Origin of the sequence: Psychrobacter immobilis (assembly GCF_904846235.1) — a bacterium.
Classification (GTDB): Bacteria; Pseudomonadota; Gammaproteobacteria; order Pseudomonadales; family Moraxellaceae; genus Psychrobacter; species Psychrobacter immobilis_C.
Genome location: NZ_CAJGZN010000003.1, coordinates 126,045 through 140,359, shown reverse-complemented (window position 1 = coordinate 140,359; position 14,315 = coordinate 126,045). Strand labels below are relative to the sequence as shown.

Sequence of the window (14,315 nt, the reverse complement as noted above, 5' to 3'; positions counted from 1 at the left end):
TTGATGCAATTTATACAGTTACTACAAGAGAACAGTACCCTAGCTTTATTCGTATTTGGCCTATTAGGTCTTTGCGTTGGCAGTTTTTTAAATGTCGTGATTCATCGCATACCGCTGATGATGGTGTATGGTTGGAGACAAGAGTGTAGCCAGTTTATGTCTGAACAGGCAGATATGCCACGCGAGCATACGCTGCCCATAGCAAATATTGTCGCTACTGACCAACCGATTACCCTAAGTCGCCCTGCTTCACGCTGCCCTCATTGCGCACATAAAATTAAGTGGTATGAAAATATTCCTTTAATAAGTTGGCCATTACTACGCGGACGCTGTTCAAGCTGCAAAGCGGCTATCGGTCTACGTTATCCTCTCGTTGAGCTAGTAACCGCCCTCCTGTCCGTATTAGTAATATATAAGTTTGGGGTAAGTACTACAGGCTTGTCCGCATTGGTTTTAGTATGGACACTAGTGGCGTTAACAGGTATCGACTTTGACACACAGCTACTACCTGATCGTCTAACTTTTCCTTTGGCAGGCTTAGGATTGGCGGTAAACTCACAAAGCTGGTTCGTCTCACCAACACAATCAATATGGGGATTACTACTTGGGTTTTTATCGCTATGGATAGTAGTCAAGGTATTCTATTTAATCACTAAAAAACATGGAATGGGTCAAGGGGATTTTAAACTACTAGCAGTATTAGGTGCTTGGCTCGGACCTATGATGTTACCCTTAATCATCCTACTATCGTCTTTACTTGGCTCTATCGTTGGATTAATCTTGATGAAAAAACAGGGTGAAAGTCGACCTTTTGCCTTTGGTCCTTACATTGCTGTCGCAGGCATTGTTGCTTTATTATACGGCTCAGATATTGTCAGTTGGTATCTTGGTATGTATGTCTAATAACTGATAGCGTACACTAGATTATTGTAGTAAATTTTCGGCAGTGACCCATGAACGAAACCTTAAAAGGCCGATTGTGAGTTCAAAACTGCATTCATTGTTCTATCTGTCAGATAAGCCATTATTATGTCAAAAAATACATCGCACTTTTATTCACACCAGCCACAAACCACGCAACCAAAAAATAAGAAGCTCGTAGTCGGTTTGACGGGTGGTATCGGTAGTGGTAAATCTGCCGCTAGTGCTTGGTTTTCTGAGCAAGGGATCGATATTATCGATGCCGATGTGATCGCTCATGAGATCGTTACTAAAGGCAGCGATACTCTGCGCAAAATCCAAAAAAGATTCGGTGATTGGGTGTTAAATGGTGATGGGTCAATGGATAGGGCCGCTGTACGTACGCATGTATTTGCAAACCCTGAAGCGCTTATTGAGCTTGAGGCGATCACGCATCCAGCGATACGTGAGACAGCGAAAGCACAGTTAGAGTCTAGTACCTCAGCTTATGTGGTATTGTCCGCACCTCTACTTATAGAGGCGGCAGAGGCAGGACTGGCCAATTTATGTCAACGTATTTTAGTCATGGATGCGACCGAAGACACGCAGCTTGCACGTGCCAGTCAGCGTGATGATCAAAGCATACAAAAAATTAAGGCCATTATGACCAACCAGCTTAGTCGTGAAGAGCGCAATCGTCATGCAGACGATATCATACTCAACGAGAGCGACCTTGCCTCTCTATACTTACAGCTAGAACCCCTACACCAAGAGTATCTTACGCTTGCCCAGCAGCTAAAGTTCGCTGGCGATTAACCTCATATAGAGCCATACCAGTAGCGACGCTTACGTTTAAGCTTTGTAGGTTGCCATGCTCGTTTCCTGACATTGGAATATAAACCAACTCATCACAGCTCTCCATTGTCAGACGACGCATACCCTCTCCTTCTGAACCCATAATGATAGCGGTCTTGCCAGTTAGGTCAGCAGCATGTATTGGTTTAGCCTCTTCACTAAGTGCCGTACCAAATACAAAAACGCCTGCATTTTTGATTTGCGATAACGTGCGTGCCAAGTTCGTAACGCTGACGATCGGCATCATCTCTGCTGCGCCAACCGATACTTTCGCCACTGTTGGCGTTAGGCTCGCTGCATGGTGTTTTGGACAAACCACTGCATCCACACCCATGGCCACTGCGGTACGTAGGCAAGCGCCAAAGTTATGTGCATCAGTAATTTGATCCAGTACCAATAATAGGCACTGTTCACGGCCAATAATAGTATCAAGCAAACCTTCATCAGCAAAACCTAACGGACGAGCATTGAGTACCACGCCTTGATGCTGCGGACTGCCACATAATTGCGTTAGCTTGTCTTTTTGGGTCGGTTGAATACTAATACCGTTTGCTTCCGCTTCGGCCATGATAGCTTGTACATGACTGTCACTCTCACGCCCTTGCTGCACAAACAAACTAAGACCATCAAGAGGACGATGTTCAAGTAACGCATCAATGGCATGAATGCCGTAAAAATAAATGGGTTTTGCCATAATAGGCCTGCTAAATATGAAGTGGATATCGCACTAGGCGACAGGATAAAAGAAGATAACGTCGGCTTTAACTGTCATAGCTCATTGATGATGAGAAAACAGTAAACCAAACGTCAAAAAAGAAATAAACAATACCAATCCGATATTGTTTATTTTCTCGAAATACTAATGTGTGATAGAACAGGCGCTAGAATAATAAAGCTCAAGCGCCCTATTAATAATATCAGCCTTCTAGATGACAGACATATTGAACAATCTCTTCAGTACGTAGGTTAAAACCGCTATTGCCTTCAACGACAAATGATTGACCTGCACGGTAGTAGCTGAATTCATCGTCACCATTGATCTTCACTTCACACTCACCACTGGTGATTTCGATACGCTCAGAAGTGTTGGTGCTAAAATGATAATGCTCAACCAAGTTGTCACAAGGTAAGATAACGCCTAGCGTTTTATGACGACCATCCTCAAACATAATGGTATGGCTTGAGCAGCGACCATCATAAGATACTGTCGCTTGGGCATTAACTGTTACGTTAGTAAATTGCGCCGCTGTCATAGTGGCTTCCTTATCAAATAATTATGGCAAAACTAAAAAATAAGTAACGGGTTAAAGTACTGACAGAGTTGCACTGGGCTTCAAATACGCGACCAGTAAGCAAACATGCCTGCTTTAAATACTTTATCCCTCTATAGTAGATATCTGCGCGCTAAAGGTAGCCACAGGTTCTATGAAAACGCTTTTGAATAATGATCGAGTGGCATATTTTTCACCACTATACGCCTACAATTTTACAAAATTATGACTCGTTATTAGGTTGCATAGCGCATCAAACTCATAAGAAGAGTTTATCATTATGTGAGATTATGCTACCACATTATATCTATAAAGTTTGTTAAAGCGACGAGGAAAATTCTATTCGATGACAAGTATCTACCCGTTCGTTTAATATTCATTTGGTATTTTTCTAGGCGGATGCTAGACCATCATTTTAGGTATCTTTTTATCATTATCAGTCAAAATACTTCTTCTCATACTATGCTTATCTTTGGATATCCAATGACCCTAATGATTAATATCATAGGTATTATGTCGATGATTTATTGTCAGTTTTTAATAGTTTTATGGTAATCTCCCAATAATAAATTCTGTTATACCTCGTCTTAAAGTTTGTATTTACGCACATTTAACACCATACTATTTGCCTACAATATTTATCTAATTAGCAAGTTTAAATAGATATTTTCACTTCCTTATTTACCCTATTTATAGATGGCTTCCTAAGATTTATATGATGTCCATTGTCTGTCCTGAGAGGCGTTGATGCTAGTATCGTTAACTTTACATCAGTTTGCGTTGATTGCTCAGCATGAGCTGAGCGTGGCTGAAGGTTTTAATGTCATCACTGGTGAAACAGGTGCTGGCAAGTCGTTATTGCTAGATGCACTATCACTATGTGTCGGTGAGCGAGCAGACAGTGCGATGGTCAGGCATGGCGCTGCGCATGCGGATATCTACGCTCAATTCGATGTAGAAAATAACAGTATCGTCGCTGAGTGGTTTACCAAAAATGAGCGACCGCTAGAAGAGCCTGAAGTACTTATTCGTCGACAATTAAGCAATACTGGCCGCTCGAAAGCATGGCTAAATGGTTCACCGGTTAGCTTAGCGGAGCTAAAGAGTTTAGGCACTTTATTGGTCAATATACATAGCCAACATGCTCAGCAAGCATTGCTCAAGCCGCAATTTGTGGTGCAATGGCTTGATGAGATGGCCCAGATAACACCGCTAGCCATCCAAACTGCCAGTAGCTATCAAGCCTATCAGCAGCTAAAACGTCGCGCAGATGACATCGCGAGCCGCGAAGCCCAGCGTCAAGATCGTATTCAGTTGTTGCAGAGCCAATTAGCAGATATTGCGCCATTATTGGCTGTGGACTACGCCGAAGTTGAATCTGAACACGAAGAACTCTCCAACATTGAAGCCTTAATGCAAGAGGCCAGTCATGGTCTGCATTTGCTCGACAATGATACCGATGAGCCAGACGTCATGACCTTGCTCGGGCAAGCGATTAAACTCTGTGACAACCAAGTAGGCGTCAGTCAAACGTTTGAACAAGCTTCTGAACAGCTCCATCTAGCACAGCAGCAAATCACTGAGGTGACTGCCCTGCTATCAGATTACGCCGAACAGCAGCTACCGGATCCTGAACGCCTGCAAACATTAGACAATTTAATCAGCTTAGGACATCGTTTATCACGTAAGCATAGCTTGCCAGCGAATGATTTAATTGATGAAGCAAAAGGTTGGGAAGCGCAATTAGAGCAGCTAGAGAACGAGCCCAGCAGTGATGCAATGGCAGCGCAAATTGAGCAAGCTTGGCAAGACTATCTCGCTCTGGCGACACAGTTAAATAAAGAGCGCACAAAAGCTGCTCCAATAATTAGTAAGCAACTCATCAAACAACTACAACCGCTGGCGCTACCCAATGCTCGCTGTGAATTTGTCTTTACCAAAAAATCTGAACCTAGTCATTACAATGCACAAGGTTGCTACGATATTGATTTATTATTCAGCGCCAATGTCGGTATGCCAATGCAGCCCCTACATAAAATTGCTTCAGGTGGTGAACTGTCACGTATGGCACTCGTGATGCAAGTACTACAAGCGACCAATGCTGATAACAATGCCGCCAAGCCTATGTTGGTATTTGATGAGGTTGATGTCGGTATCAGTGGCGGTACTGCGCAAGTGGTTGGCGAACTGCTACGCTCGCTTGGGCAAACACAGCAATTACTTGCCATCACACACCAAGCACAAGTCGCAGCGCAAGCGCATCAACATATCTTGGTACAAAAGCACCATCAAGAACAGACCGAAAGCGAGCTACTCATACTGACCAACAGTGCGCAAGTAGACGAGCTGGCGCGTATGTCTGGTGGTGTTATTATCACTGATGTCACGCGCGATCATGCCCGCAGCTTATTATCCGATGTTAAATAATGCTCTATTTGACCTATCTAACGTTAAATAATCATTCGTTTTCATCAAAACGGATGGTTAGCTGAGTCTATATGATGGTCAGTAGCAATTGGTGTGAATCTTGCTTTTCTATTGATTATCACCATATAGTGGTCTTTCACCCTTATTATTAGGTTGCGTTTGTTTCTATGTCTAAAACCAATTTGACCCATCATTTTTTGATTGCAGCACCAGAGCTGTCAGACCCAAGGTTTGAGCAGGCACTTATATATATTTGCCGTCATGACAAGCATGGTGCGCTAGGTCTGATGGTCAATCGTCCGCTTGAGCAATCTCGCGTAGGTAAGCTGCTAGAAGATTTGGATATTGAAGTGACCAATCCGCAGGTGATGGAAGATGTGGCTTTAGAGGGCGGTCCTATGTATCCGGAGGTTGGCTTTGTGCTGCATACTGGTCAGCCAGAATGGGCCTCTTCTTTTGCTATTTCAGAGAACGTTTGCATCACGACTAGCCAAGATATTCTAAAGCGTATTGCCGCAGGCCAAGGTGTTGGTCATTATCAACTGTGCCTTGGACATGCCAGTTGGGGCAAAAAACAGCTAGACCAAGAGCTCAGTAATGGTGACTGGTTAGTCTGCCCTGCTGATCTGAACTTATTATTTGATACACCGTTTGAAGAACGCTGGCAAATCGCAGCCGACAAAATCGGAGTCAATTTCGACTATCTTAGTAGTGACATAGGTCATGCGTAATATCATACGCTCTGCGAATTTAGATAAAGAAATAAAGGACACCCATTACTATGGTAGATAGTACTTTTACAGCCAGTAGCACAGACGCTATAGATAATGACATTGAAAGTGGATTTGATACTCTCGATAGCAATAGCACTGCTGAAACTATCGAGCCAGAAGTAAAGCCGCATCTTATCTTGGCGCTAGATTACGGCGTCAAAAAGATGGGGATGGCGCTCGGTAATACCATTACGCAGACGGCGCGTGCCTTTGATATTTTGGCAATGAATAACGGTCAGCCAGATTGGGACAATTTAATTGGTATCATCAAAGTCTGGGGCGTGGCACAGGTTGTGGTTGGTCTACCGCTTAATATGGATGGCACTAGCTCTATGCTTTCAAAACGAGCACACAAATTTGCTCGTCGTCTGGCCCATAGAGTGATGGAACAACATCTGCCAGTGACCGTATCACTGTGTGATGAGCGGCTGACTTCCATCGAAGCAAGAGAAATCGCATGGGATAATGGTTGGATCAAAAACGAACGCGACCCAATCGATGATATCTCCGCTTGTATCCTAATGTCGACCTATTTTGCTGATCCTAATAGCAGTATCGCTATCGATGCAATCAAAGCAGAATAAAGCAGCCAAATAGGTAAAAGACACGTGTGCGGCTATAATGTCACTTCGATACATCGTACTTCTCAACGGATAAATGACTGATTACTATGACCACTGTCTCAGACCAACCCTCGCAACATAAGTCACAGCATGGTTTTGCTCCGCTTGCTATTGCCCGTATCAAAGGCGCCCAACGTGCCAACCAAATAGCGATTTATCTCATTTATGCAGCTATTTTTGCATTTGTGGTCTTTGGCACGATTGCTAGTATCAAAGCCTTCCATGATAACCAACTGCTTTATCAGTTATTTTACAATTTGCCCTATGCCTTAGTAGCCCTCACAATACCCATTACTATTTACGATGCATTGGTCGTTTATCGTTATCGCTTAAATCAACCGTCGATGATTGCCATGAGTATTGGCGTATCGACCATTATATTGGTTGGTGGATTAATTTTTGCCGATACTGCATGGTTAGGACTATCTTGTTGGCTGGGCGTGGCATTTTTATTTAAAGTAAGTTTTAAGCGATTTTTTAACTTTTTAGAAGTAGCTGATACGCCTGAAGTCGACGAAGAGGCTGAAAGTACTGAAGCGTAGACGATCTACAAAGTACGCCGCGATAAGCACTTAAGCAAACTATTTACCCTCAAATTCACTTATTTAGCTTTACGATAATGACTATGACCACTTCGATACCAGACACGCCTATCCACCATCATTTAGATACTCAAGGGCTGATCTGTCCTGAGCCAGTCATGATGCTACACCGCGTCATGCGCAAAGCAGATGGCGGTGAAGTGATTGAGATATTGGCGACGGATCCGGCTACCACGCGCGACATTCCGAACTTCTGTCGTCATTTGGGTCATGAGCTAATCGGTCAAGAAACGCTAGCTGAAAATGTAAGCTTAGACGCTGATCCTGACGAAATCACCATCGATAGCGATGAGGATACGCCTGCAAGCGTGACGCTATATCGCTATCTGGTTAAGAAAAAAATGGCATGATAGGTTTGGCATTATTTTAATAACTGTCTGTTATTGCTAACTTAACCCCTACCTGAGTATTGTCCTATGAGCCGTGATCGTGCCGTGCAACAGCGTCAACCTAAAGCATTGGCGGTCGATGATGAGCCAGCTTATATGACTGAGTTTCGTCAAGCCATGCTAGCGCGCGGTCTAGCGACGCGTACTCGTAATGCTTATGTCCGTGACCTACGCTCTTGTGAGCTGACCAATTCTATCGCCCTGACACGCTGGCAGCCTGATGATGTGCTGCACTGTCTGTCACTCCTTGCTCAAGATGGCAAAACCCCACGTACCCAAGCGCGTATGCTCTCAAGCTTGCGTCAGTTTTATCTATGGATGATCGCCAGCAATCTACGCGAAGACAATCCTTGTGAGCGTATCAAAAGTCCAAAGCTAGGTCGTCCGCTGCCAAAAGACTTAGCCGAGGCTGACGTAGATAATCTCCTTGCCGCACCTGATACCAGTACGGCACTTGGACTGCGTGACAAAGCAATGCTAGAAGTTTTATACGCCTGCGGTCTGCGGGTGAGTGAGTTGATTAACCTCTCATTAGAGCAAGTGAATCTAAACTCAGGCTGGCTACAAATCACGGGGAAAGGTAATAAAACGCGACTGGTGCCTCTCGGCGAATATGCAGCGGATGCATTGGAAGATTATCTTTCTCATGGACGTGGTGATTTGATTGCCCATTTGAAGTCGGGGAATTGCCAAGCGGTGTTTTTGACGGCGCAAGGTGGATATATGACGCGGCAGAACTTTTGGTATCTACTTAAGAAGTACGCCAAAGTTGCCAGTATCGATAAAGAATTATCACCGCATACGCTACGTCACGCCTTTGCCACGCATTTGCTCAATCATGGTGCAGACTTGCGTAGTGTGCAGTTATTACTAGGACATAGCGATTTGTCCACCACGCAAATCTATACTTATGTTGCAACAGCGAGATTGCAGAAATTACATGCGGAGCATCATCCACGTGGGTAGCCTTGCCATATTGCCATATGGGCAGCATTGAAATCTAATATTATTGACGATTGTAAAAGGAATATATCGTGTCGCAAGCTCAACTGTCTGCCTTAACAAAGAGTCAAAACTCTGCACTTAGAAACCTTACTATCATGGGTTATTTAGAAGGTACGTCTTTTCTATTGTTACTTGGTATCGCGATGCCACTCAAATATATGTTCGATATTCCAGAAGCAGTAAGCTATGTCGGTCCAGTGCATGGGGTATTATTCGTTGCTTATGTCATGGTATTAATCATCACCGCGAGCAGAATAAAAATGCCGCTGTGGGCGCTACCTGCAGGTGTGCTCGGCTCATTCTTGCCATTTGGGCCGTTTATATTTGATCATTTATTAAAGAAGAATTTGAGGAAGTAATTTCAAGAAAAATTCCATATCAGGAACGATGTATAGCTGAATGCGGCTAACTATAATGACACTCTATTCGTTTGCTGTATCTATCACTATTTTAGGATTACGTGCCCGTATCTCGCGATAAAAACGTGATTTGTCTTTTGGTGAGATTAGTATTTCTTCATCTTGATATGATATTTTAATCCTATCTAATGATAGAGCTGGCGCAGAACTCATACTTCGAGTCGGCGTCATATAGGTGATATCTGTAATCTCAATTTTTTGAACAGAGAACCCACTATCTACTTGTAGTTGGTCATTCGTTAATATGTACTCAGTACCGAAAAAAGGGATGAGCATTAGTGCTGCAAAAGGTATGAGAATAACCGTCGTTAATATAGTTTGTACGAGGGATTTGTGAGCACCTCGCTTCCACTGCCATAATGGAACAGACACAGTAAATAAACTCAAACCCCAGAGTAGCATTGCGAGCCAAAAGTCTACTTTAGATACGAATGTAATGTCTGGCATAAATAATACTTAGAGACTATCAGGTTAAATTTGATTCTATCTTAAGCGATGCCTCTTATCTAATGTCTCTAACATTTTTCTTAGAATTTTTTGCGATATCGCAAAATGCAGTTCTAGAAATAGATAGCTGCAAACCCATCCTTTTCTCGTTACAATACCCTTATTAAAGTGCGTCATGATATACATGCTGCCTAAATGGGCTGCGCACTACCTTTTTCCTATCTATTATCCGAGAATCCCATGAGCCATAGACCACCTGCTGACCTATTAAAAAACGCCGAACACTGGCGCGAAGATATCAATTTTCGCCAAGAAGTGCTGGGTAAGCCGTTTGATTTTGCGACCACGTGGGGCATTTTTTCACCGCAAAAGCTCGATGATGGTAGCTTGATGCTGCTTGATTATGTAGATTTTGAGCAAGATGATGATTCGATTGATTTGGGCTGTGGTTATGGTGTACTTGGTATGACGGCAGCACGTGAATGTCCAAATGGTCAGCATACGCTGATTGATAAAGACTTTATGGCGGTAGAATATGCACGTCGTAACTGTGAAAAAAATGGTCTAAACAATGTCGATGTGCATTTATCAAATGGTTTTAATCATGTGGCAAAAGACAAAGACTTTAGCCTTGTGATGTCAAACTTGCCAGCCAAAGTCGGTAAAGAGCAGCATTATTTATACTTCCTCGATGCCTATGCACGCATGCGTAAAGGTGGACGTTTTTACGTGGTGACGATTAATGGCCTACGCCAATTTGTTAAGCGCTCATTTACCGAAGTATTTGGTAATAGCGACAAAATCAAGCAAGGTAAAACCTATACGATTACGATGGCGACCAAAGACTAGTTTTAGCTTTGCCTGATTAAGTTCCAGTTATTCAAATTAAGTTTGAAATTGACATAAAAAAGCACGCTAAATCTAATTTAGCGTGCTTTTTATTTGGTATGACCAATTGTCTTTTTACATCTGACGTTTTATCAAGTATCCACCCAATAGCGCGCTGCCGATAATCGGCAATAGCACCATGAGCATTGGTGAAAAACCTGTGGCTAGCGATACAAAACCGACTAAGTCTTGAATATAGCTAAATAGTAGTCCAAACAGCAATGCCACGACGATACGCAAGCCTAAGCTGTGCGTCCGTAGCGAGCCAAAGACAAACGAGCAAGCGACAATCACCAGCGACAATATCGATAATGGCGATAGTAGCTTTTGCCAAAATGCGACTTCATGATCTAAAGAACGATTGCCCTGCTGATGCATAAACGTGCGATGCTCATACAGCTGCGTCAATGACAAATCTTCTGCCTTACGCGTTAGCAGATACACAGACTCTGGGGCAAAAGGTAAGCTTAACGTATCTGATGGTGAAATAGCTTGGCTACTCTCAAAGCCCTGATTGATAGAGAGCTCAACCATATCATTTAGCTGCCACTCGTAACGATACTGCTCGCTTGGCTTTTCACTATTCACATCAATTGGTTCACGGCCAGTATACTTTCCACCTTCCGCATGGACAGCGGTTTGCAAATTTCCGTTGTTATCCAAATGCCAGCGTTTCACTTCGCCAATATTGCCTGCTACATCAGCATAATCAATATATAAAACGTCGCTACCATCAGGTGTAGCACTGCCATCTTCTGCGGTTTCGAATCGTGGTTGTGTCGTCCAGTAGCCGCGTACCGAAGTGACCAGTGAGGTACTGTCCTCATCATTAATCTGTTTTGCCAACTGATTAGAAGACGGTAAAACGAACTGGTTGATAGCTAATGCCAACAGTACAAATATCAAAGCGGGCTGTAATACCCAGCCGACGATACGATAAATACTGACCCCAGCCGCGCGCATGACGACCAGCTCGCTTTTATTGGCCAGCAAGCCCAATCCTATGACGGCACCAAGTAACGCACCCGTTGGAATAAATTGCTCTAAAAAGTAAGGCGAACGATGAAAGATATATTTGAGCGCCTCGCCCATGGTGTAGTTATCATCTAACGAATCAAGCTCTGATAAGTAAGAAAAAATCAGCTGTAATGCCCACAAACCAATGACGGCAGCAATAATAGCCAATAGAGCGTTGAGTTTGACATAGCGACTGAGGACTTTTAGATTGGCAGGTTTCTTAGCCAATTGATCAGACTTGGCTGACTTAGCAAATAAAGAGCGCATTAAGACTGCCCTCCTTGTGAGCTGTTGTTCTGGTTATCTATGCTGCTAACTGAATTAGTTGCGGCAGCGGCTAGACTGTTTTCTTGTTTGCGAAAGCGCAATCGATGTTGCACACGGCTACCCCAATTCATATAAAGCGCCAATGCCATAAATCCTAAGATAAGCCATGCATACGCCCATACGCTGATGCTGTCTTTGCTCACTGCGTTTTTGAGCGAAATGATACCTAATGCACAGCTGACAAATAATAAGATAGAAGGGAACAAGCGCAGCCAACGTCCTTGACGCGGACGGACTTGCGCCAGTGGCACGGCCAACATAGGCGCGATAATCATCAGCCATGGTAGCGCCAAACGGTAGCCAAGCTCACCTTGTGCAGCACGCATTGTACTATTCGTGCCTGATGGTGAGCTACTCGTGGCGGCTTGCCACAATGGTCCAATCTGTTGCGTTTCAATATTGTCTTCGGTGATAACTTCCTGTGAAGACTCAGTCAAGGTGATGCGATAGCGATCAAAAGCGACTTGGTTATATTTCAGACTGCCTGCACCAACTTCGTAACGACGTCCTTGGAACAAATCCAACTGGGTCACGCCGCTATTGCCAGTATCCACTTGCTCAGCACGCTTAGCCAACGTAATCGTGTCTTTGCTAATGTCCTTCGCACCGCTATTTATAACATCTTTTGGGATATCAGAGATGCCAATTTGTTCGGCTGTCTCGCTGTCAATCGTATTATTCATATCAACAGCAGTGGCATCGACATCTTCAGCAGCACTACCTTTTTTCGCAGGTTCAGATTGGATCAAGATCACATCTTGCAACTTTTTCTTATCATCGCTGAGACTACCCACATATAAATGATAATTGCCGCTACTGATAAACTCGTTCGGACGAATCAAATCAAACGCACTGGTCAATGCTTGCTGCTGCCAGACAGCCTCAGATGAGCGGACGCCCCAAGGCTTGCCAACGACAGATAGCGCCGCCTCGCCGACGAACAATGCCAATATTAATGGTGTCATCAATCGAGCAAGCCTACCGCGAGACACGCCGCTAGCATTGATCACTGCCATTTCTTGATCGACATACAAGCGACCAAATACCAGCATCAAAGCGATAAAGAATGCTAACGGTAAAATGAGCTCTAAAAAATACGGTAGGTTATACCCAATGATCGTAAACAGTAGGCTGACGTCCAAACGACCTTCAGCAGCGATGCCAAAGTAGCGTATCAAACGACCGCCGAGCATCATCACTACCAAAAACCCCAACACTAAGGCAGTGGTCGAGGCAACTTGTTGTGTCATGTAGCGGCGTAATATCACAATGGGTACTCTTAAACGGTTGGTATGCGCGCGATTGATGATGAGCTTATTGACTGTTTAGGTCGTACGACGACATATCACCAGCATGATATGAGTCATTTACATACTCAAATAACGGTAAACGTTACTAAGCGACTGGTTAGTCATACTCAATAAACACAATCGACAAATATAACCGCTAATGCTAGCATGTTTTGCTCAAAAATGGCTGTGAAATGTGTTTGAAAACATTACCTACACCTTGCTGAAAGCGCATTATTGACAGTAAGTAACAAATATAGCAAATATTGGATGAATAATTAATAAAACCTCAAATTACATCGAATTGGTAGTATTTCTAGCGCTAAGTTTTTGCTTTATTTATTTTAGAAAGGTTTGTTTGTCATTCGTATCATCGAACATTTATCTCTGTTATTAATTGCTAGACTGACTGATAGAAAAATATACTTATATCGTCAAACGGAGAATAATATTAATGAATAAAACGACCTCTATACCCTCTACCCTACTTGAACTCGCTGGCGGCACATTCGATGCGCTTGACTGGTCAAATTGCGCGCTCGTTCTTATCGACTATCAAAACGAATACGTCGATGGCGCTATGCCATTAGGGGACGCTGGGGCAAAAGCCATCGCCAATGCGCGCCTACTACTCGATAGAGCGCGTCAGCAAGGTTTACCTATCTTCCACATTACCCATCATGGTGCCGAGAATGGCAATGTCTTTGACCCTCTATCAGCTAACGTTGAGATCGTCGAACAGTTACAGCCGCAAGATGGCGAAACAGTGATTGCCAAAAAGCATCCGAATGCCTTTTATGATACGCAATTACAATCACTGATTTTAGCAGTAGAAAAGAAGCAGATTATTTTTGCGGGTTTTATGAGTCATATGTGCGTCAGCTCAAGCGTCCGCGCCGCATTTGATTTAGGTTTCGATAGCTTTGTCTGTCACGATGCCTGTGCCACTCGCGACTTACCTAGCGCTACAAGAGAGCCGATAAGCGCTGAAATCATGCATGATACTGCCATGGCCGCACTACAAGACAGATTTGCCGCGATGGTAACGACCGATGAATTGGTCAATGGCTAGTATGTTGGCAT

General features: G+C 43.6%; 16 protein-coding genes. 11 read left to right on the top strand and 5 right to left on the bottom strand.

The genetic code is table 11. The features are described from left to right. The first annotated feature begins 3 nt into the window (after window positions 1-3). On the top strand, window positions 4-903 hold the full coding sequence (locus tag JMX07_RS03085) for a prepilin peptidase (protein WP_201606315.1): 900 nt from the start codon (window positions 4-6) through the stop codon (window positions 901-903). Between the two features lie 126 nt (window positions 904-1,029). Next, window positions 1,030-1,716, top strand: coding sequence for a dephospho-CoA kinase (gene coaE, locus JMX07_RS03080; RefSeq protein WP_201606266.1), 687 nt, complete (start codon window positions 1,030-1,032; stop codon window positions 1,714-1,716). On the opposite strand, the gene rlmB is transcribed toward coaE, so the two are convergent. Continuing rightward, the gene (gene rlmB / locus JMX07_RS03075; RefSeq protein ID WP_102078746.1) at window positions 1,679-2,449 is read right to left on the bottom strand and encodes a 23S rRNA (guanosine(2251)-2'-O)-methyltransferase RlmB; all 771 of its coding nucleotides are present in this window, start codon (window positions 2,447-2,449) and stop codon (window positions 1,679-1,681) included. The two genes, coaE and rlmB, sit on opposite strands and share 38 nt — an antisense overlap. A 223-nt stretch (window positions 2,450-2,672) precedes the next feature. Next, on the bottom strand, window positions 2,673-3,008 hold the full coding sequence (locus JMX07_RS03070; RefSeq protein WP_057757729.1) for a pyrimidine/purine nucleoside phosphorylase: 336 nt from the start codon (window positions 3,006-3,008) through the stop codon (window positions 2,673-2,675). Between the two features lie 765 nt (window positions 3,009-3,773). Between JMX07_RS03070 and recN the strand changes: the two genes are divergently transcribed. The 7 genes from recN (at window position 3,774) to JMX07_RS03035 (ending at window position 9,204) form a co-directional block, all read left to right on the top strand. Beyond that, window positions 3,774-5,453 (top strand): DNA repair protein RecN, encoded by a 1,680-nt coding sequence (gene recN, locus JMX07_RS03065; RefSeq protein WP_201606265.1) that lies wholly within the window; start codon window positions 3,774-3,776, stop codon window positions 5,451-5,453. A 167-nt stretch (window positions 5,454-5,620) separates the two neighbouring features. Next, window positions 5,621-6,184: a YqgE/AlgH family protein gene (locus JMX07_RS03060; RefSeq protein WP_101204671.1), complete on the top strand. Its 564-nt coding sequence runs from the start codon at window positions 5,621-5,623 to the stop codon at window positions 6,182-6,184. A gap of 50 nt (window positions 6,185-6,234) precedes the next feature. After that, window positions 6,235-6,810: a Holliday junction resolvase RuvX gene (gene ruvX / locus JMX07_RS03055; protein WP_227684596.1), complete on the top strand. Its 576-nt coding sequence runs from the start codon at window positions 6,235-6,237 to the stop codon at window positions 6,808-6,810. 86 nt (window positions 6,811-6,896) lie between these two features. Further along, window positions 6,897-7,391 carry a hypothetical protein gene (locus JMX07_RS03050; RefSeq protein WP_201606264.1) on the top strand — a complete coding sequence of 165 codons (495 nt, stop codon included), beginning with the start codon at window positions 6,897-6,899 and terminating at the stop codon, window positions 7,389-7,391. A gap of 83 nt (window positions 7,392-7,474) precedes the next feature. Next, window positions 7,475-7,801 (top strand): sulfurtransferase TusA, encoded by a 327-nt coding sequence (gene tusA, locus JMX07_RS03045; RefSeq protein ID WP_201606263.1) that lies wholly within the window; start codon window positions 7,475-7,477, stop codon window positions 7,799-7,801. Between the two features lie 66 nt (window positions 7,802-7,867). Beyond that, entirely contained in the window at window positions 7,868-8,806 is a 939-nt protein-coding gene (xerD, locus tag JMX07_RS03040) for a site-specific tyrosine recombinase XerD (protein WP_201606262.1), read from the top strand. Between the two features lie 68 nt (window positions 8,807-8,874). After that, window positions 8,875-9,204, top strand: a complete 330-nt coding sequence (locus JMX07_RS03035; protein WP_227684594.1) for a DUF3817 domain-containing protein — start codon at window positions 8,875-8,877, stop codon at window positions 9,202-9,204. A gap of 63 nt (window positions 9,205-9,267) precedes the next feature. On the opposite strand, the gene JMX07_RS03030 is transcribed toward JMX07_RS03035, so the two are convergent. Continuing rightward, window positions 9,268-9,711, bottom strand: a complete 444-nt coding sequence (locus tag JMX07_RS03030; protein WP_201606261.1) for a PH domain-containing protein — start codon at window positions 9,709-9,711, stop codon at window positions 9,268-9,270. Window positions 9,712-9,951: 240 nt separating this feature from the next. On the opposite strand from JMX07_RS03030, the gene JMX07_RS03025 reads away from it, so the two are divergent. Further along, window positions 9,952-10,560 (top strand): class I SAM-dependent methyltransferase, encoded by a 609-nt coding sequence (locus tag JMX07_RS03025; protein ID WP_101204678.1) that lies wholly within the window; start codon window positions 9,952-9,954, stop codon window positions 10,558-10,560. A 114-nt stretch (window positions 10,561-10,674) separates the two neighbouring features. On the opposite strand, the gene lptG is transcribed toward JMX07_RS03025, so the two are convergent. Further along, window positions 10,675-11,883 carry an LPS export ABC transporter permease LptG gene (gene lptG / locus JMX07_RS03020; protein WP_201606260.1) on the bottom strand — a complete coding sequence of 403 codons (1,209 nt, stop codon included), beginning with the start codon at window positions 11,881-11,883 and terminating at the stop codon, window positions 10,675-10,677. Then, complete coding sequence (locus JMX07_RS03015) at window positions 11,883-13,193, bottom strand: LPS export ABC transporter permease LptF (protein WP_201606259.1); 1,311 nt, start codon at window positions 13,191-13,193, stop codon at window positions 11,883-11,885. Before JMX07_RS03015 ends, lptG begins: the two co-directional genes overlap by 1 nt. A gap of 493 nt (window positions 13,194-13,686) precedes the next feature. Here JMX07_RS03015 and JMX07_RS03010 point away from each other — a divergent pair, with 493 nt between their 5' ends. Continuing rightward, window positions 13,687-14,304, top strand: coding sequence for a cysteine hydrolase family protein (locus JMX07_RS03010; protein ID WP_201606258.1), 618 nt, complete (start codon window positions 13,687-13,689; stop codon window positions 14,302-14,304). Window positions 14,305-14,315: the final 11 nt, after the last annotated feature.